The following is a 20550-nucleotide window of genomic DNA, read 5'->3' as shown; positions in this document are numbered from 1 at the left end:
GCGCTAAAGCACCACGCCCTATAATACCCATTGTTATTTTATTTTGATCAGGATTTATTTTGAAATTTGACCCCCTAATTGCTCAAATTATTGTCGCAAGAAATTTTGATCACTTTACAACAAGCGATGTTAGAAGCGCTTATATAGCTTTAAAAAAAGATCCTTCAATTGATCCAATTCATGTTCGACGAAAGATCTATTCGGAACTTTTAAAGCTAGTTAAAAAAGGTTGGTTGAAAAAGTTAATATCGAATAAGAAAGGATTTACTCGATTTAGTAAAACAGAAGCTTTTAATGTTGAAACAATCACATTAAAGAGCAAGTTGGAAGCAAGAAATGAAATGGATGAATTGAATAACCAGCGTCCTAAATTGCTTGAAAAGCTGAATAAATACAAAGCTGAAATGCTTTTAAATATTGGAGAGTCTGAAGCATACAAGGAACTATATTTAGAGTTCCCTGAGTTAGTTGATGAAATACAGCCTAAATATAACAAGGCTAGAGATAATAATACAAAGGTACTAGGGAAGATTAAAGCTATTGAAAGCTTACTTAAACTTAATGGCTCAGTTGAGGAAATATGAAACTAAGACAATGGCAAGTTAGCTGTATAAACAAAGCTTTAAAACAATACTCTAATGGCAATAGCCATTTTTTAACTTTAGCAACACCTGGCGCAGGTAAAACTCTGATGGCATCGGAATTGGCTGATCGTCTATTAAAAAATAACTTGGTTGATTTAGTTATTTGTTTTTCACCTTCTTCCATAGTTGCTCAAGATTTCAGTCAAAGTTTACAACTAAGAATTAATGAAAGATTTGATGGCTTACTTGGCGCTAAAGGGCACTCTCTTACATACCAAAACTTACAGTATCTCGATAACAACTTTTGGCAGTTATTTAAGAGTTATAAAGTATTTGTGATTTTTGATGAGATCCACCATTGTGCAGGGTCAAATACAAATAATGCCAATGCCTGGGGCAAACAAATAATCTTAAACATTCAAGATAAGGCTAAGTACACATTGGCGTTAACTGGGACACCTTGGCGTTCAGACGCTGCTCCTATTGTTCTTTCAAACTATATGCATCCTAGTAACAAAATATCATGTGATTACGTTTATGGGCTTGCTGAGGCTATTAAGGATAATGTTTGTCGTATACCACAGATAATCGCAGTGGATAATAATAAGATTTCAGTGGTTGATGACAATGAGACAAAAACATTTACTAGCTTTAAGTGTTTATTATCTCAATCAATCATTCCGTATCAGGAGATTATTGAAAATGAAAAAGTAATTAAATACGTAATTTCTTCTGCTCAAAAAAAATTAAGCTCAATTAGAGCGACAAACACTGATGCTGCAGGATTAATTGTTGCGTCATCAGTTGAGCATGTAAAACAGATTTCAAGGATAATGAAAACATATTTTAACGAGGATGCCACGGTTGTAACTTACAGAGAAAATGAGCCAACCTGTATTATTCAACAATTTAGACATGCACAAACTAAATGGATTATTTCTGTTGGCATGATCAGCGAAGGAACGAATATCCCTCGATTACAGGTGTGTTGTCACCTAACCAATATAAAAACAGAAATGCACTTTAGACAGATTTTGGGCCGAATACTAAGAATGACTGATTCGAAGAATCAAGGAGCTGTTATGTATATGCCTGCTGAGCCTAAGCTTTTGGAATATGCTTACCGTGTTAAGCAAGATGTACCATTTGAAGCTGATGTGGTGAAGTTTGAGAAGATGACTAATCGTGTTGAAGATGAATCTGAAGTATCAACAGATGTAAATTTTGATAAAAGCCCCTCTGTTGCTGGTAAGTCAAAGTTTACATTGGCTGTTTATGAGAATAAAGAAATTATTCACTTTGATGATACTGAAGTTGAATCATATACAGAACATTTTTTAACGGCATCTTATGAGAATGTGGTCAATGTTTTTGGGCGATTTAAGCAAGAGTCGATTGCGCTTGGTTTGAGTGAGTTAAGATGAATTTATTAACAATTGAAAAGTTTATTTAATGGTTAATACTATCCGCCCATCCTGGTTTTCTAAATGTTGGTGTCGACTCAAAAGATATAAACCAACTATACATTATTGCAAATGGGAGTATTGTCAGACGACAACAAAAACTGTAGAACAGCATCACTAATTATATAGTTTATGACTAACTAAATACCCAATATGGAATTTTGGTTAGTATATATCACCTTTTAGCTCTAGTTGAGTTAGATATACACGCATTTCAAATTCTAGTTGATGGTAGTCAGGTAACATATATTGGCACAATTGATAAAATGCCTTATCGTGGGGTTTTATCCGGATGTGAGCTAATTCATGAACGACTATCATCTGTAGGAATGCTTCGGGACCAGTTTTGAATATTTCACTAATTCGTATTTCATTTTTACTTTTTAATTTATTCCCTTGAACTCTCGATATAAAGGTATGTAGCCCTAGAGCATTGTTCACAACATGAATTTTTTTATCATAAATAACTTTACTCAAAGGAGAAGACTTTCGTAAATGTGTGTTTTTTAAATTCATAACATATTCACGAAGCATTTTATCATTGTTGATATTGTGAGTTTTAGGGTGCTTTTTAAGTAAAAAGCGTCCTAATGTATCCTGCTCAACCATGGTTCTGATTTTATTTTGTACTTCTAGAGGATATGAAGATAAATACTTAAGTTGATTTGGTTTTGTTTTTGAATATGTCATCTGTTCAAGTTAAATAATTAAAAAAACTGTACCTTACTTATTTATATTTCGACCGCTAGATGGACTTAAATATATAAAGCTAAATTAATCGGTGTCACCTAAGATTCGATAATTATCTAGTTTATCAATAAACAAAAGTATACCTGTTCATCTTCTTCTTTACCAATCCATCAAAGGTGAGTCAGCAGGTGTATCAAATTTTAGCTTGTTTAATATCTAATCCAAAAGCCTTTATTGTGCTTTTCAGTGATGCTAGGGCTTCTGTAAAGTTCAGTTCTTTATCCTGAATTTGTTTTTCAATGCGACTTAACTGGTCTTCAACAATACCTACAGATGCAGATAGTGCAACCGCACTATAAGCTTTAGCGTAGCCTCGTATTTTGGCGAAAGCCAAGTGAATATATGTATCAAGGGAGTGCAATAGAGTATGCCCTGTCCACTCTCTCAACTGTAATTTGAAAGTTTCGGTATTAAGTAGGTGTTTTCTAAAATCATCAGCATTAGTAACGTCTTCATGTTGCTGAATAATCTCAATGAGTTTGTTTGTAATAAAAGCATGGCGATAGAGGTGCGGATGAAGTTCACCTTTGATACCTAATTCCTTTTTACACTTGTTCAAATAAGTCGTCCATGAGCCTGATTTAAAAGGCTCACCTGTTTTTGTTGATATGAACAAGAAGCCATGATCTTTATCTCCGGTGAGTCCTTTCTTCTTCATGATTTTACGACGATATTTCATGTATTGAGCGATATCAGTAACAAGCGTGTGGGGAATAGGCACATGTCTTGTTTTCTTTTCGTCCTTACGCTTTAGCGTGTGCATCTTAAGAGACGGCTCGATCATGTCTCTAGCGTCTTTGAAATCATTCACGGTTACTAGGTGCAGTTCTTGAACGCGACCACCTGTTTGCTCCATTAATTGATACAGAGCTATATCACGATAACGAACTGGTTTATTGACATTGGTTTGTATAAACGACCATACCTTTAACGCGTCTTTTTCACCAACGGGTAATCGTCTTTTGACAGCATCTTTGCTTGGTAGGCAAATATGTGAAGTAGAGGTAATTTCTTTCTTGTGCCTACTTCCCTCAATTGAAATTTTGTGAGTTGTCTCAACCACCGTAATGGCATTGGCTTTGTCTTTGCCAATAAACAGTTTTAAATCATGGTACTCTTGGACAAACTCAAGAAATTTAAGGCATCGAATGCCGACTTCCAAAACCCTATTGTTACTTTTAACCTTTTCACCATTAGGATGTTTCTCGCTTTGCAATCCCTGTATAAACAAGCGAAAAGTAGCATCAGTTAAGTCTCTAAAACGGTTAAGATGGGTTGCACTTTCGACGTGATAGACCAAAGCTATAATACAGTTGGCATACGTCCTGATTGTCTGGAATTTCAATCCTTCCTCAAGCAATTTATGAATATACATGTTGGCTTCATAGCAAGGCACACCATTTTTATAGGTGACAAACGGTATGTCCCTTGGTTTATAAAATGTCAATTTTCCATCAAAACCTAGATGTGACCAACGAGAAAAATCCTTTAGTTTAACTACAGGCATCAGACTTCCCCATAGTTGACATAATTAAGCTGCGCCTCAATCTTCTTATTAATATCTTTGTAGTGCTTTAATCGTTCTTCATCCGTCCAATCTTGCAATGCCATTTCTTTTAAATGTGCGCGCATTTCTTTAATGACTGTATTCAATAGGAAATTACTTTGCTGAGTGATAGTAAGCGTTTTTTCAGTTGCAGCTAGTTTTTGTCTTGCACTTTCTTCATTGCTCTTTTTTATTTTTCCTTTTAAAGCTTTCTCTATAGCGTCACGAGCATTAATTCTGAGTACATCAAAGCCACCACCACGGCCATCATCAAAACCGTCATCAAACAACAAGTCTGAATGGGTTTTAACTGTATTGACCGAAACAACACCGATATGCCGTTCGTCATCTTCATACTTGGCTAAACCACCTTGTGATTTAAGCGCTTTTACAAGGACATTATTGTTTTTAAATACATCTGGCGATTTGATAATTTCTTGTAACAACGCTTCGGTTGCCAGTATTGTTCTTTGATTCGTTTCTTTATTCTTTTTCATTGTTATGTTTCTTACACAGCTTTTACTTGAAATGCTAAATTAAAAGTTTCTCGAACCTGTCCGTCTTCGTCAGTAACTTTGAAGAAGTTCGGTTCCAAGATGATTTCACCCGTTTTTAATAACTCTTCAAGGTTCGACTCCAGATTTGCCTCTGCTTTCAATTGGTCAATATGCGGAGCCGTAATGTCGTCGTCATCTGACAGGTCGATAACGCTTTCCAAGTCATCAATAATTACCGCTCCAGCATTGTATTTTTTAGCTAGCACTGCCTTTAACTCACCGATACTTTTTAGTTTTTCTAACTCACCATCCTTATTCAGAACACCTTGCACTATGACAGTGGCCTTAACCCCATTGAGAATATCACCCACTTCATTGCTTGATATGTAATGATATAAGTGTGACATATCAGTATGTCCTAGCATCCAACGCAAGGCTTCAAGTCCTTGGAAACGTTTTTGCCAGAAGAACAGTAATGCAAAGAATCGTCTCGACTGGTGCTGTCTCACATACTGTCGTCTTAGCTCACCATTACTCATTTTAACAAGGGGGGTTTCAAAATAATCACATATCGAATTGAGATGATTATTAAAAGTCTTAACTAGGGGCTTGGTAAGGCGACAATTTTTTGCATCTAAGTTATTAAAGAGACCTAGCGTTTTACCTTTAATCACCCCTTGAGATATAGCAGCATCGTTAAACGCTTCGAGTCGCCAGATTATTTTTGCAATAGAAGTAGTTATTGGTCTTTCGATGATTTGGTTGGTCGATAACTTACCGCCACTACCTGATTTTTTGAGTTTAAAAATCATATTGTATTCAATATATTCATTCTCCTCATCAAATGGATTTTTATTTGGTGACAGATTACCACTGCTTTTTAATGATACCAACTCATCCTGTCTTCTTGCTGTAATTATGCCGGTAAGGTACTGACAACTCCCTATGAGTACGCCGTAAAGCTCAAATAAACTCTCATTATTCCGTATGGCGTTGTACTTGTCAGGCGCTAGAACTGCAAAAGGTAATACTTGCTGAATACGCATAGCCTTAAGAGTTTTTTCATTCAGTGTACTCATTACTTTGGTTTTCATAAAGTGACCACGTTCAGTCATTGACATATTTTGATGAATATCTAGAATGAACTTATCGCTTTTTTTGTCAGGTCGTTCTTTGTTGCTACCTGTTTCCACACTTTTGCCAGCTCCTTGTGAGAGCGCAAACAAGCAAGCATCCAAAATATCTTGCTGGTATGTAAAAACAAATTCAAAAGCTTGTCGAGTCAGCTTAAATACCACGTCAGGGTGCAAGGTTTGAGTCCTACTTGCAGGCTTTAACTTCACTAAATTATTAATTGTACTTATGGTAAGTGTTTTTGTCGCCTCAATTGGTGGTGAACTTGAGTTGCCCTTGAATAGGTTGGTGTTAATCAACTTAGCCATTGAGATATATAATCTCTGCGGCTGAAGCTTCTGATTCTTCTGTATTAAAAGGACGATATTCAGTTGAGTGTGCTCTTTCGGTAAGCCATAACTCTGTCCAGTTGGGAATGCTTAGGGCTGGAGATACAATTTTCCCTTCAAAGAGCATTCTTTCTAGCACAACACCATTGCCTTGTGCAGAAAATCTAGCTTTATTTTCACTTTTACTTTTATAATAACCTTGAGCGTAAAGCCAGCAACATGCCTTAGCGCGCTCTTCTTTTGTAAAATAAAGCGTTAAATCGTCTTCTGCGATATCTCTACTCACAAAGGGATATTTACTGACAAAATCATTTACTTGTTCTTGCGTGATACTACTTATGTGGGCTTTAACTAACTCTTTTGTTCGACCTATAAAATCATAGATCCCGTTAGTTGCCCCATTCTCAGACATCACTTTAAAGATAGATAGCCAGAAGTCAATTGTGATGTGGTTAAGATGATATTGACTTAGCTCTAATGCGTCTGAGCGCAATAAAATAGCGTCTATTAACGATAATACTTTCTCTACCCCCTTTTTGACTGTGTTTATTTTGATGACCGAACCGCCATTTTCAAGTGGATCAGACACCGCAAGCAACCAGTTTTTAAGGGAATTAAGCAGAGGCTTATGCTTAGAGTGAGTAAGAGGAAAACCATCGTCAAGCGTCACAGATGCCCAGTCGATAGCTTTATCTTTTTGACCGAAGTTCATAATAGTGACATCATCATCGTACGAGCTTTTAAACCAATAAGGCATTTCATCCTTCTGGTCGTATATGTGGGTAAAGTGATTACCAATTTCACGTTGTAAAATTAAATCTTGATTCGCAACCGCGTAATGAAGCGTTTCTGTTAACTCTTCACTATTTAACTCATGAAGTCCGACTTTTTTTTCCTTTAAGTTATTTACAATCAGTTTTAACATGTTAACGCTCCGACGATGAGTTGAATATCAAGGGGGGATTTATTGGCGTCAGCGATAAGTTGTGAGCGCTCGGCATTAATTGTACTTTCTCGAGCATCTTCGGTAAGGATAAGCGTTGCAGCTTCATACCAAGTTGATACAATGTCACGAAAAATTTGACCATCCTGCACTTCTTTTGAGCGGTCGACAATACTCTTAATAGCAATAAGAACTCTCATCACATTTTTAGTAATAGTCAGAGTTACCTCATCAAATCGTTCTTGGGGCTCTTCTTTCTCAACAAGAGATAACATTGCGTGACTTTTGAATTTACCAAACAATTTAGGTATATCGTGAATACCATGGTTTTGTAAAAATTCATCGAGATTTTCAGGTTTAATATCAACAGCTTCAAAAAGATATTCCGATTCCTGCATTGCAATGTAAATAAACGCATTTTGAAATTGGCGTATCCATCTTGTATTGAAAAAATCCATCAGCGCAGAAGGAAGGTATTTGTTTAATAGGTCAACGTTAACTGTGTTATGCCCCAAGACCTCTGCAACCTCGCGCAAAGAGTGGGTTTTGATGTATGTTCGTATAGCTCGGATTTTACGGGCTGATCGTAAGCTTACCGACCTAGATAACAATAACTTATCGCTCTCACTCATACTGCTGGGATGACTATACACCCAATGCCGATAAGCCCTTTTTACAGATGCTGCACTAAGACAGTCTCCCAAAGTAGCGCACCAACTTGCTTCTTTCAAATTAGCTTTGAGTAACATATAACGCCACGCGTTTTCTTGAAACTCATCAGTGCTCGGATTTGCCTTTAGATGCTGTCGAGCAAGTTCTGTATGATTAATTAAGGTCTTAACAATGGATTGACTGTATTCGTTCAGGATAATATCTTGTTGAGCATTCCGCGCACCCTTTCGGTTTTTATGAACGACAATTACGTAGTTGTTGCCAACTTGTTTATACCCACTCATTTGCCCATTCTTATTAAACAACTCCCAATTATGTAGTGCAGAAGGCGTAAGAGCGGGATGCTCCAACACTAACAACGTGCACAGAGCACCAAGCGTAGAGGTAGTGGGTAGGTTTAGTTCGTCCACTAGATCAGAGGCACTAATACGATCGCTGTTATAGAAACTCCCCCCAAAGAATTGTTCAGAACTTGTAAAGCCTGCACCAACACCATACTTATAAAATGATGCAATACTATTTGCTAGATGGTTACGACCCACTCGCACGCGTTCATTCTTTTTAAAGCCGGAACTGCCACCTATAATGGGTTTCACGCTACCTATTTTTGACAGTTTAAGGTTACGCTCATGCTTATCTTTTATACGTTCAAAAACAGCATCGTATGATGCCCGAACATGTTCTTCACTCGCTTGTAACCTGTCCTCGATGATTTGGATCGCTGTCTCATCTTTTATGTGCAGAGGTATGGTGGCAAGCCACAGTTTCTCTTCGTTGGCAGTTAGCTTACCACCTGCAGCTACCTTTGCGATAGGCTGAGAACTTTCTCTAAATACGGGGGTTAAAATTGGCCTAACTGGTTCATCAATTAATCCGCTATCAATAAAGCATATTCTGAAAACTTTAATAGCACTAGTCCAGCGTACAAAAAACGCTGCACTTTTATTACTCTTTGCTAAGTGGCGGCTAAATGAACACCACATAACTTTCTCAAGAAACGCACTCAATTTATTAGCTTTCAGTTGAGCTCGCAAATCATCATCACTATCACAATGCGTTGCAAACGAATTTAGAAAAGCGGCAAAAGGCTCAACACTGGATCTCAAGGTCGTACTTTTTTGTGTTCTACCATACTCGTAAGTATGGCGATAAATATCAGCCGTCAGCTTATCACCATAGGCTTCATGGAATTGACCGATTGCAAAGTTAAAAATTTTACCTTCCTTCGATTTCAATTGCCAGCCATTAAGATAGCTGAGGCGATCTGGACTAACCTGTAGATTTATGAATTCATCAATGCACTGCCCAATATCGTCATTCACCTCAACCATGGAAAGTTGAGGTGAATCTATTTGATATTTCGCAAGTGTATCAAAGGTTCTGATGACAAGCCGTGTCACGTCGTATGCTCGTTTGCAGTTATACTGCGAGTAAATAAAGCCCACAAAGCCACGTAATTGCTTTAATAATTCCTCAGGGCTATTTAGAATATCAAGCGCTGTGTAACCAGAAGGCTTGAATGTTGATACGTAAGCTGAATAGTTGTTGACTACTACAGCTCCACACTCTTTAGGGGCGTTATCTGAAAGTAGCCTTTTAAAACTATGTGATAATGCACTTTGAACTAATGGTAATAATTTAATAGCGACTGAATTCAAAATCCACCCTTACATTAGCTGTATATATAAACAGCGTAACAAAGTATTGACAATTATCAACATATAAATGAATCATAAACAAGCTATAGCATTTAAAAAGCAGCACATTTAGAAAATTGATTATTTTTTTTGTTAGGAGTACTACATAAAGCTTTTTATAAATTATGTGAACATATGCAACCTCAATATCACCAAATTGAGTTAGATATGAGATTATTTTTAGTTTTACTTGATCAAGGAGATAGCCTTTTTTTAACATGAGATTGTTCTTTTATTAAACATGTTTGCTTTATTTAAAACTTAATATTAATCTGAATACCTAACTCATAGATTAATTTTCAAAGGTCCAAGTATGAACCAAGCATTAATCATTGCCGAAACAATAAATAATAATATAAGGCATATTCAGTTTAATCGTCCTAAATACAAAAATGCACTTACTGAGCAAATGTATCGGGATTTAACACAATTTTTACTCGAAGCTGAAGAAGACAATCTTATTCATGTGATAATGCTCACAGGTGATGAAAATGACTTTTGTGCTGGAAATGATATAAATGACTTTATAAATAATCCACCTACCAGCACTCAAGCAGATGTATTCATATTTTTGCTCACCTTAAATAGACTCACAAAACCCTTAATTGCCGGCGTATCTGGTTCTGCAATTGGCATTGGTACTACCATGCTTTTACATTGCGACTATATTGTTGCATCTGAGGGGGCTTTATTTAAGATGCCATTTGTAAGTTTAGGATGTACTCCTGAAGGTGGCTCCAGTTTAATTTTACCTATGTTAATAGGTCAAAAAAAAAGTGCTCAATTGTTAATGCTTGGAGAAGGCTTTAATGAATCACAAGCAAATGAATTTGGTATTATCAATCAAATTTGTAATTTAGGTCAATGCTTACAAAATACGCTTGATGTAGCAATAAAAATGGCAAATCAACCACCCGCAGCAATACAGGCTTCAAAACATATTATGAAAGCTAATATTGTAAATCAAATAGAACAAACAATTTTAGGCGAAGGTGAGTTATTTATTCAAAGGCTACAATCTCCCGAAGCAAAAGAGGCTTTAACAGCTTTTGTTGAGAAACGACAACCTAATTTTAATTAATCCGAGTTGAGGTTAATTAAGCAAGTGGTTGAGATTCTAAAGTTTTAACCACTTCCTCCTGTGACAGCATTAAGCGTATTTGGCTATTAGCCTCAATTCTTACTTCCGATTTTTGCCAACGCTTCCAACACTCTATATTTTGCCAATCGGTTATAATAGTTCGTTTATTTTTATTATTGATATCAATATAAGATGTACCAGAAATAAACCCTTTAGCACCCATTACAGCAGTCAGAGTTTTTTTTAATTCTACATCATAAGTTGACTCCATATCATCTGCGATAATACGTTCAATAATCACTTTGATCATAATACTTCTCCACTTAATAACTTATATACCTCTGTTTTTTAACTTATTTTAAAATAGATAGCCAGTGTATTATCAGTTAAAGCAAATAATTAATACTTATTGATTAGTATAGTAAATATTTACTTTAAAATAGTACGAAATAAACGAAGTAACTTTAAGGTGAGTAATAATATTGAAATATCAAAATTTAAAATACAAGCTGTTCACTCATTATAATTAACGAATAATGAATGAACATAATTTAGTCTATTTACAGGCCTAATTCAGCCATAAAATCATCATCAATATCATCCACTGCTGGTGTTTCATCTTTAACTACCTCTGCTTTATTATTTTTAGCTTCTCGCTCGATTACTTCATCAGGATCGATTGCTTCAGCAATATCAAAGTCATGTAATTTAATAAACTCTGTTTTATCCATGGCAAGCTCAACATAAAATATATTCTGATTTTTTGTTGTAAAAGTTACGCGTCTAGCTTGTGGTCTATCCATAGTTGTATCAACTGAAATTTGCACAAGCTTATTTATTGCCATCATTTTCGGTTGATTTTGAGTGATAGATGTATGTAGTTGATCTCTCACTTTACCCGTGAAATCACCTACAATTTGATTCATTAATTCACCCATAACGTTTGAAACATCATCCGACATATGGCTGCTTGCTATTTCAGACTCTGGCATGCCCATATTTCGCATATAGTCTTGATAAATTTCTATTGCTGCTTGCGCAGTAAAGTTAGATACAACTATGCCATTAAAACCGCCATCAAATAATACAAAACAGCCAATATCTGGCCGTAAACATGTTTTGGTAATTTTTTGTACCATAGCCGAATAGTTTATTATATTACCACTGGCTGTAGATAAAACCTCAGTAAAAGACTGACATAAGGTTACGAGAATATCATCAGTTGTAATTATTTTATTCTTTTTCATTTATCCTCTCTAGAACATGATTTAACTCAACTAGTAGAAGTCTAACCTACTTTTAAGGAAATTGAATGTTAGGATCACATTATTAGTAAATATTCCAAAGTGATAAATATCACTTTAACGCTGACTAATCCAAACAAAATGCGTAAAATAGCGCAATTGATATTGAATGAGTGTAAATAGTGACTATTAAAGACAACATATATGCTAATAAACAAGTAGTAGAAGATTTTAGTTTTGATGCAAAAGTGGTCGAAGTATTTCCTGATATGATACAACGTTCAGTGCCTGGCTACACAACAATAGTCAGCACTATGGGTAAGCTTGCTGGTCAGTATGCACAAAATAACTCGAATATTTATGATCTTGGTTGTTCGTTAGGCGCAGTCACTTTAAACATGCGACGTAATATCAACAAAGAAAACTGTCAAATTATCGCATTAGATAATTCTCAACCTATGGTTGAACGCTGTAAATTACACTTAGAAGGTTTTCGCTCAGATATCCCTGTTGATGTAAGACTTAGTGATATTACAGAATGTGAAATCAAAAATGCATCCGTTGTTGTGTTAAACTTCACTTTACAATTTATACCTAAAGAGCAACGACTTAGCTTGTTTGAAGAAATTTATAAAGGTCTAAATCCTGGTGGCATATTATTATTGAGCGAAAAAATTCGCGGTGAAAATGAACAAACCAACGAATTACTCATTGACCTTCATCACGACTTTAAACGTGCTAATGGTTACTCAGAACTTGAAATTAGCCAAAAACGCACAGCAATTGAAAATGTTATGCAGCCAGATACTTTAAGCAGTCATTTAACACGATTACAAAATATCGGATTTTCCCAAACACAAGTCTGGTATCAGTGTTTCAATTTTTGCTCTTTAATAGCAATTAAATAGATTTTTGAATAGGTTTATAGATGGACAATAATTTTAAAGCGTTTTACGCTCAAATTGCGCAAACTGAACTTAGCCCTTGGCTAGAAACACTACCAACACAATTACGTGAATGGCAAGATGAAGCTGCACATGGTGATTTACCTAAATGGGAAAAGGTTTTAAAAAACTTACCTCAGACTAATACCAAAAATATAAATATTACTGAAAAAGTTGAATTTGGCACTGCTGATGAATTAATCGCTGGCCATGATAAAAAAATAACCCATTTATTAAAACGCATGATGCCTTGGCGCAAAGGACCTTATCATATTCATGGCATTCATATTGATACTGAATGGCGTAGTGATTGGAAGTGGGATCGTTTGTTAGCGCATATTTCTCCTCTTGAAGGTAAAACCGTGCTCGATATTGGTTGTGGTAGTGGTTATCACTTGTGGAGAATGCGAGGTGAAGGCGCTAATTTTGTTGTTGGCATAGATCCAACAGATCTATTCTTATGTCAATTCCATGCTATAAAACATTTTAATCCAGATCCTAAAGTACATTTAATTCCTATTGGCGTTGAAGCATTACCACAACTGAAAGCTTTTGATGCAGTGTTTTCTATGGGGGTTTTATACCACCGCCGCTCTCCAATTGACTTTTTAGTACAATTAAAAGCGCAATTAAAACCTGGTGGCGAATTAATTTTAGAAACTTTAGTGATTGAAGGTGACGAACAAGCGGTATTAATGCCAACTGATCGTTATGCAAAAATGCGTAACGTATGGTATATTCCAAGTTGTGACGCATTAAAATTATGGATGACACGTGTTGGTTTTAAGGATATTAAAGTTGTGAATGAAGATACAACATCTTTAGGAGAACAACGTGTAACAGATTGGATAGAAACCGAATCTTTAGATAGTTTTTTAGATCCTAACGACAAATCAAAAACGATCGAAGGTTATCCGGCTCCACTAAGAGCTATATTTATTGCTAAAGTTTAAGTCGACACCTGTTTATCTATTCGTAGGCGAGACTTTAGTCTCGTTTAACTTGTCATGATATGAAACTGTGGTTCATTTAAATATGTTTGTAATTGATTAACAAATTTAGCGATATGAATACCATCCATCAACGCATGATGTACTTCTATTGATAATGGCATTTTTCCTGTTTCAGCATCATATGCTCCAAACACCATTTTAGGGATCCCCAGTTCATTAGGTAAATGTGTAGCATGCTTAAATGAAGTAAAATTAAGCCAAGGCAATACCGAAATATGAAGTGTATTGAGCTGACCCTCATTGTTGTTAAAATCATTTGAAAAAAAGGGCGCTATTTTAGCTTTATTAGCTGCTAATTTTGCTTTTATATCAAATTGATTAAATTCATTGTCAAAATCAATATAGCTAAATCTAAAAGACTCGTCATTGCATAGCTGAACAACACTGGCATTGACTGGCTTTACCAGTAATACTTCATCATTTTTAATACGTAAACGCATGGGCTGATAATTATTTGCTACTTTAAGCGTTAAAAATAAATAGCTGTGAAAAAATGAAACCCCAGTACTTTTTGCAAATACAAACAAATCTTTAACATTTATATTTGCTGTAACATTAAAATAAGGATCAGAAAAGCTTTTAAAGAACTCAAAATGTTGTGCTCTTTCCCATTTGCTTAGATCTATTTTAGTCACATTATTCATATTAATTCCTAATAACAAAAATCCCCGTAATATACGAGGATTTTATCATTTATATTCTTTACACCACATAGTAGTAATAATAAATATACCCAAGCCACTTGATAATGCTTGTTTCAGAATTTATCAGGTGAGTTAGCACAAGGCACATCATTTTAGGAATGCTTATTGCCTTTCAAACTAATGTAACGTAGTGATTACTTACCTGATAAATTCCCTACGGGCGGGTTTTAAATGGTCAACTACCGCGTTATTTATGTTGATAAGGGAATAACCATTACCTGCAATAAATGTCTTGTATTTGACCATTTAAACTCCCGCTGAAATCATGCATTTCCAAGTAGCTTGGGTATATATGCAATAGATTTATACCCATGCTCTGAACCTGAATTTCCAATTAGCAGAGTATATTATAAACCGTTTTTAATAATCTCTTGCGCTAATTCATCAGCAATTAAATGCGTGGATTTTTTTTCTGCTTGAGAGCGCTCAAATATTTCACATAAAGTAGTATAAATACCTTCTACATGTTTAGTTGATGCCGCTTCATTGTAGCCGCCTTCATGTGTTTCATACCAAACATTGATAATACCACCTGCATTAATAACATAATCAGGTGCGTATAAAACACCTTTTTCACGTAATACTTCTCCATGACGACATTCAGCAAGCTGGTTATTTGCACAGCCCGCTATGATTTTTGCTTTAATGCGTGGAATTGTTTCATCATTTACTGTTGCACCTAGTGCACATGGTGCATAAACATCAACATCTAAGTCATATATTTCATCTATACCAACAGCTATTGCATTAAAATCATTTACAACACGTTCAATTGCAGCTTGGTTGATATCGGTTACGAATAATTCAACACCCACTGAATACAAATGTTTACATAAACCATATGCCACAGCACCTAAACCTTGAACCGCAACTTTAACACCACTTAAATCTTCATGGCCATTAATATGCTTAAACGCCGCTTTAATACCTAAAAAAGTACCTAAAGCAGTAAAAGGTGAAGGGTTTCCACTTTTACCTTCAAGACCTAAAACATAATTAGTTTCTTTATTCATGATAGCAACATCACCTGTCGTAATGTTTACATCTTCAGCTGAATAGTAGCTACCATTTAAACGCTCAAGCTGGCGACCAAAAGCACGGAATAATTCTTCTGATTTGATTTTTTTAGCGTCACCGATTATGACAGACTTGCCACCACCAAATGGTAAGCGGGCAACTGCATTTTTATAAGTCATCCCTTTTGATAAACGCAATACATCATAAACAGCATCTTCATCACTTGCGTAATCCCATAAACGACAACCGCCTACAGCAGGACCCAGTTTAGTATTATGTACAGCGATAATGGCTTTTAAACCTGACTTTTTGTCAGAACAAAAAACCACTTGTTCATGGTTATCAAATTCAACTTGATTAAATACAGTCACTTTTATTCTCCGAAGTTAAGTGCGCCCCTAAACCTATTTTAAGTTTAGTATCAACTAGGTGCTTTTACTGATTTATTACAATTGCACGAACTCTATCATTTAGTGTATCGGCTTGCTACTTTTTGGGATAACAAGTTATTTTAGGTATGAAAACTTTATATTTATCGACTAAAACACTAACATAGTGAATATTTAATACAAAACATTAAATGTTATTAAATTAATTATTCATTTTTATAAATGTATCATTTAAAATAAACAAAACTGTTATGACATTAAAAATTAATGTCAATCCTACGTTACACAATTTAAACAACTTTAATATTAAAATTAATTTTGATGCACTTTAATATTCTAAATAATTATAACTTAGATTTAAAAGCTATCAAACACACTGGGTGTTATTAATTACGAAATAAAAATTTAATTTACATTAATTTAAAAAATACCAAAAATAAAATATAAGCCATTAATAATAATAAATTAAATATTAAATTTAAACGTATAAATATATATACATCAACAATAAGACCTTCAATGAAAAACAAAAACCAACTAAATCGTTCATACAAATAAATTTACCCAGATTTGACACAAAACAAAAAAACCTATTTATTAATTAACACCAATTTAACATTTAAATTGATTGCTATGTATATTCAATAAAATGAATACGCAGTTTTAAAAACAATATTAAAAATAATAAAGAGAACTTAGAAAAATGAATAATAAAACAAAAATTAGTTTAGCAACTGGGTTTGCCTTATCTCTCATTACATCAGGCATTCAAGCAAGTACAAGTGCTCAATTAGAATCAACAGATAAAGCCCAACGCTTTATTGTCCATTTAAATGACAGCGCTATCTTTAAGGCGCAGTCTGAAGCTAATTCAGCACATAGTATTCAAGCTGCAAAGCTTTCATTAATGAAATCAACAGCAAATAATGTAAATGCAATATTAGTTCATACTTTATCTGATATAAATGCCATTGCTGTTGAATTAAACGCAGAGCAAAAAGCAGCTTTACTTAAAGATGAAAATGTGGGTTTGGTTGAAGTGGATCCTAAACGCTATCTTTTATCTGAATCTACCCCTTACGGTATTTCTATGGTGCAAGCTCAACAATTATCAGATTCCCAAAGTAGTAACAGAAAAGTATGTATCATGGATACAGGTTACACATTAAACCATCCAGATCTGCCTAACACAGGTGTGACAGGTGATGATGGTTATGGTTCAAATGACACTGGTAATTGGTATAACGATGGTAATGGCCACGGAACGCATGTTGCAGGTACAATCGCTGCAATAGGCGGTAATAATCAAGGTGTCGTTGGTGTCAACCCATCTGGCCAACTGGGTTTACATATTGTAAAGGTATTTAACGATTCAGGTAACTGGGCATATGGCTCTGATTTAATTGCAGCGATCAATCAATGTGAAGCAGCAGGCGCTAACATTACGAGTATGAGTTTAGGTGGTGGAGGCTCATCTACAGCTGAAAAACAAGCATTTGATAATAGTTATAACCGTGGGATGTTACATATCGCCGCCGCAGGCAATGATGGTAACTCTTCAATGTCATACCCAGCATCTTATGATTCTGTAGTATCAGTTGCAGCCGTAGATAGTTCAGGAACAAAAGCATCTTTCTCTCAATATAATTCACAAGTAGAAATTGCTGCACCAGGCGTTAATGTTAATTCAACATGGAATAATAATGCTTATAAATCGATTAGTGGAACTTCTATGGCAACACCACATGTATCAGGTGTGGCAGCACTCGTTTGGTCAAATAACTTAAGTTGTTCAAATCAAGATATTAGAAATGCATTAAATAATACTGCACAAGATAAAGGGGCATCTGGCAGAGATACATCTTATGGTTATGGTATTGTTAAAGCCAAAAATGCCAGTGATTATTTAGCAAATTCAAACTGTGGTACAACAGATCAAAAGCCTATTGCAAACTTTAGTCATAGCATAAATGGTAAGTCAGTTACTTTTACAGATAATTCAACTGATGATAAAGGCATTAATGTTTACTCTTGGAGCTTTGGTGATGGCGCGACATCTACGTCACAAAACCCAACCCATACTTATTCTGCTGATGGTGAATACAATGTAACACTTACAGTGACAGATACAGCGAGCCAAACGGATCACAAAACAATTCAAGTTAAGGTCGGCACTGTGAGCTGTGATGGATATCCAGCTTGGAGCTCAACTACTAGCTACAAGACTGATGATCTTGCATCATATAATAACCGTAAATATAAAGCGACATGGTGGTCTACTGGTGCAAAACCTACGATTTTCACTAATGTTTGGCAAGATCAGGGAGAATGTAAAAATGGAGGACCAGATGAAAACCAAGCACCAAAAGCAAAATTCAGTGTATCTACTTCACAGCTAACAGCTAATTTTACCGATAATTCAACTGATGATAAAGGTGTTACTGCATATGATTGGAGTTTTGGCGATGGCAATACATCTGCTAGCAAAAACCCGAGTCATACATATGCCTCAGCTGGAACTTATCAAGTATCTTTAACAGTTTCTGATACTGGAAATAAAACGGACACTTATACAAATTCAGTCTCAGTTTCAGAAGCAAATCAAGGTTGTTCTGGACTTGAGGTTTGGTCTGCAAGTACTGTTTATTCATCGGGTACTGAAGTAGCACTTAATGGCACTAAATATAAAAATAACTGGTGGAGCCAAGGTGATAATCCAGAACAAAATTCTGGTCCATGGCAGGTCTGGAGTAACTTAGGTTCTTGTCAATAATCTATATAAAACTTCCCCATTAAAGCACGAGATTATCGTGCTTTTTTCTATAAAATTAAAATAACTAAAGACAAATATAGAGCAAAAACACTACAATCGAATAAACCTGTACCCAAGCCACTTCAAGATACCAGTTTCAGGACTGCATCTTGAAGTGGTTTGGGTATCATAATCTCGATTTTAGAGACAAACTAACAATAAGAAAAAATATGCTTCTATTTATTATATTAATTACACTATTTGGCTCATTTCATATTATCGCCGATCATTACAATAAAATTTTTGCCTGCTACATATTAAAGCCCCTAACAACATTTTCGATTATTAGTTTTGCCTTATATTTAACAGGGTTTGAATTAAATCATTATGCTTTTTTAATTTTTTTAGGATTAGCTTTTTCACTACTTGGCGATGTCTTTTTAATGCTCAAATCTGATAAGTTTATGCAAGGTTTGATCAGCTTTTTAATTGCGCACATATTTTATATCATGGCCTTTTTAAACGCTTCACAAATCAGCATTAACCTATATGCTGTTATTCCCATTGTGCTAATTGGTTTTGGTTATTTAGCAGTATTACTACCAAAAACAGGCAACTTAAAAATCCCTGTCTTAATTTATGCTTTAATTTTACAAGCTATGGTGATCACCGCTAATATGTTTTATCAAACAGCGAATACAACAGGAAGCTTAATGGTTTTAATAGGTGCTATCTGGTTTATGCTGTCTGATTCTATTTTAGCTTTTGCAAGATTTGTGAAATCATTCAAACTAGCACAAATATCTGTATTGAGTACTTATTACATAGCACAAACCTGCATAGTACTTTCATTACAGTAATTTAATAACGCGTGATTAGTGTTAAAAAGGCAGCTTTCGATTTAACAAGTCTGCCTTTGTATTTAAATGTTTTTGATTAATTTGTAAAATCATCAAATCCTTTCTATGATGTTATGTTTCATTAAAATGATAAAACCATCCCTTATGGCAACGACATAAGTCTCATTATCTTCTTTAATAATGCTACCATTGCTATAATCATGTTCAATTTGACCTACTTCTATATGATTCACCAAAAGTGTTTCATTATTAAGCATTGCGACTATGCCAAATCTCCCACAACAAGCTGCCAATGCTTTTACTTGTTTTGTGGTCATATTCCAATCAATCACACGATTATTTATTTCAAGTTTTGGCCAAGTACTACCAACATCTTGCTTTTTAGCCCTATGATATAAAAAATCAAAATCATTCAATATTTTATTTAGCATTTTTGGAATGCTTAGATGTAACTTAATCATTAAAGTCTCAAAGCTTTCATCTGGAGCTAATGTCATAGGACTTTGATATATAATATCACCTGAATCAAATTCATTTGTTAATTTATGGAATGTCACACCTGCATATTGCGGATAAGAGTTAATAATCCAACTAACAGGTGTTGTACCACGCCCATGAGGTAACATAGTAGGGTGTACGTTCAATGCGTAAACATTTTTCATATTATCTGAAATGGGAATTAACCAGGCATATTCAATTGAAAATAAACACTCAACACCTTGCTGTATAATAATTTTCATTTGATTTTCATCAGGTTTCACACTAATAACAGGAATATTATTTTTAGCTGCGTATTGACGAATTTTGTGATTAAACGCTTTTTCGCCATTGATAAAAATATGACTAACGGTATGGCCATTTTGTTTAAAAACATCTACACACCCGATATGCCAATCATTACCAAAATACGCAACATTCATTATTTAATTCC

General features: G+C 35.0%; 18 protein-coding genes. 7 read left to right on the top strand and 11 right to left on the bottom strand.

All coding sequences use genetic code 11. The annotated features are described in order from the left end of the window. Positions 1–59 precede the first annotated feature (59 nt). Both CJF42_RS11975 and CJF42_RS11970 read left to right on the top strand, forming a co-directional pair. Positions 60–584 (top strand): VspR family transcription factor, encoded by a 525-nt coding sequence (locus CJF42_RS11975; protein ID WP_095366912.1) that lies wholly within the window; start codon positions 60–62, stop codon positions 582–584. After that, positions 581–2008 carry a DEAD/DEAH box helicase gene (locus CJF42_RS11970; protein WP_095366911.1) on the top strand — a complete coding sequence of 476 codons (1428 nt, stop codon included), beginning with the start codon at positions 581–583 and terminating at the stop codon, positions 2006–2008. Before CJF42_RS11975 ends, CJF42_RS11970 begins: the two co-directional genes overlap by 4 nt. 204 nt (positions 2009–2212) lie before the next feature. Here the strand turns inward: CJF42_RS11970 and CJF42_RS11965 are convergent, their stop codons facing one another. From CJF42_RS11965 to CJF42_RS11940, 6 genes are all read right to left on the bottom strand, one after another. After that, a complete protein-coding gene (locus CJF42_RS11965; RefSeq protein WP_095366910.1) occupies positions 2213–2737 on the bottom strand; it encodes a YgjP-like metallopeptidase domain-containing protein in 525 nt (174 codons plus the stop codon). A 193-nt stretch (positions 2738–2930) separates the two neighbouring features. Then, positions 2931–4304, bottom strand: coding sequence for a tyrosine-type recombinase/integrase (locus tag CJF42_RS11960; protein WP_095366909.1), 1374 nt, complete (start codon positions 4302–4304; stop codon positions 2931–2933). Further along, positions 4304–4840 carry a hypothetical protein gene (locus CJF42_RS11955; RefSeq protein WP_095366908.1) on the bottom strand — a complete coding sequence of 179 codons (537 nt, stop codon included), beginning with the start codon at positions 4838–4840 and terminating at the stop codon, positions 4304–4306. Before CJF42_RS11955 ends, CJF42_RS11960 begins: the two co-directional genes overlap by 1 nt. An 11-nt stretch (positions 4841–4851) precedes the next feature. Beyond that, a complete protein-coding gene (locus CJF42_RS11950) occupies positions 4852–6282 on the bottom strand; it encodes a hypothetical protein (protein WP_095366907.1) in 1431 nt (476 codons plus the stop codon). Then, complete coding sequence (locus CJF42_RS11945; RefSeq protein ID WP_095366906.1) at positions 6275–7228, bottom strand: hypothetical protein; 954 nt, start codon at positions 7226–7228, stop codon at positions 6275–6277. The genes CJF42_RS11950 and CJF42_RS11945 overlap by 8 nt, the downstream gene beginning before the upstream one ends. After that, entirely contained in the window at positions 7222–9576 is a 2355-nt protein-coding gene (locus tag CJF42_RS11940) for a hypothetical protein (RefSeq protein WP_095366905.1), read from the bottom strand. The genes CJF42_RS11945 and CJF42_RS11940 overlap by 7 nt, the downstream gene beginning before the upstream one ends. A 352-nt stretch (positions 9577–9928) precedes the next feature. Between CJF42_RS11940 and CJF42_RS11930 the strand changes: the two genes are divergently transcribed. Beyond that, on the top strand, positions 9929–10696 hold the full coding sequence (locus CJF42_RS11930; RefSeq protein ID WP_095366904.1) for an enoyl-CoA hydratase-related protein: 768 nt from the start codon (positions 9929–9931) through the stop codon (positions 10694–10696). 16 nt (positions 10697–10712) lie between these two features. Here CJF42_RS11930 and CJF42_RS11925 read toward each other — a convergent pair whose 3' ends face one another. Then, complete coding sequence (locus tag CJF42_RS11925; RefSeq protein ID WP_095366903.1) at positions 10713–11006, bottom strand: antibiotic biosynthesis monooxygenase family protein; 294 nt, start codon at positions 11004–11006, stop codon at positions 10713–10715. 250 nt (positions 11007–11256) lie between these two features. After that, entirely contained in the window at positions 11257–11943 is a 687-nt protein-coding gene (locus CJF42_RS11920; protein WP_095366902.1) for a DUF3334 family protein, read from the bottom strand. Between the two features lie 179 nt (positions 11944–12122). Between CJF42_RS11920 and cmoA the strand changes: the two genes are divergently transcribed. Further along, positions 12123–12848, top strand: a complete 726-nt coding sequence (gene cmoA / locus CJF42_RS11915) for a carboxy-S-adenosyl-L-methionine synthase CmoA (protein WP_095366901.1) — start codon at positions 12123–12125, stop codon at positions 12846–12848. Between the two features lie 20 nt (positions 12849–12868). After that, on the top strand, positions 12869–13837 hold the full coding sequence (gene cmoB, locus CJF42_RS11910) for a tRNA 5-methoxyuridine(34)/uridine 5-oxyacetic acid(34) synthase CmoB (RefSeq protein WP_095366900.1): 969 nt from the start codon (positions 12869–12871) through the stop codon (positions 13835–13837). 44 nt (positions 13838–13881) lie between these two features. Here the strand turns inward: cmoB and CJF42_RS11905 are convergent, their stop codons facing one another. Together CJF42_RS11905 and CJF42_RS11900 are read right to left on the bottom strand one after the other, a co-directional pair. After that, entirely contained in the window at positions 13882–14541 is a 660-nt protein-coding gene (locus tag CJF42_RS11905) for a CatA-like O-acetyltransferase (RefSeq protein WP_095366899.1), read from the bottom strand. 407 nt (positions 14542–14948) lie between these two features. Continuing rightward, the gene (locus CJF42_RS11900) at positions 14949–15989 is read right to left on the bottom strand and encodes a Leu/Phe/Val dehydrogenase (RefSeq protein ID WP_095366898.1); all 1041 of its coding nucleotides are present in this window, start codon (positions 15987–15989) and stop codon (positions 14949–14951) included. A 721-nt stretch (positions 15990–16710) separates the two neighbouring features. On the opposite strand from CJF42_RS11900, the gene CJF42_RS11895 reads away from it, so the two are divergent. Both CJF42_RS11895 and CJF42_RS11890 read left to right on the top strand, forming a co-directional pair. Beyond that, the gene (locus CJF42_RS11895; RefSeq protein WP_095366897.1) at positions 16711–18780 is read left to right on the top strand and encodes a S8 family serine peptidase; all 2070 of its coding nucleotides are present in this window, start codon (positions 16711–16713) and stop codon (positions 18778–18780) included. Between the two features lie 209 nt (positions 18781–18989). After that, positions 18990–19619: a lysoplasmalogenase gene (locus CJF42_RS11890; RefSeq protein WP_095366896.1), complete on the top strand. Its 630-nt coding sequence runs from the start codon at positions 18990–18992 to the stop codon at positions 19617–19619. A 92-nt stretch (positions 19620–19711) separates the two neighbouring features. Here CJF42_RS11890 and CJF42_RS11885 read toward each other — a convergent pair whose 3' ends face one another. Then, positions 19712–20539 carry a formyltransferase family protein gene (locus tag CJF42_RS11885; protein WP_095366895.1) on the bottom strand — a complete coding sequence of 276 codons (828 nt, stop codon included), beginning with the start codon at positions 20537–20539 and terminating at the stop codon, positions 19712–19714. Positions 20540–20550: the final 11 nt, after the last annotated feature.

The sequence above is a fragment of the Pseudoalteromonas sp. NBT06-2 genome, assembly GCF_002276045.1.
Lineage (GTDB): Bacteria > Pseudomonadota > Gammaproteobacteria > Enterobacterales > Alteromonadaceae > Pseudoalteromonas.
The sequence above is the reverse complement of the archived record's forward strand: the minus strand, read 5'-3'. Positions and strand labels throughout refer to the sequence as shown.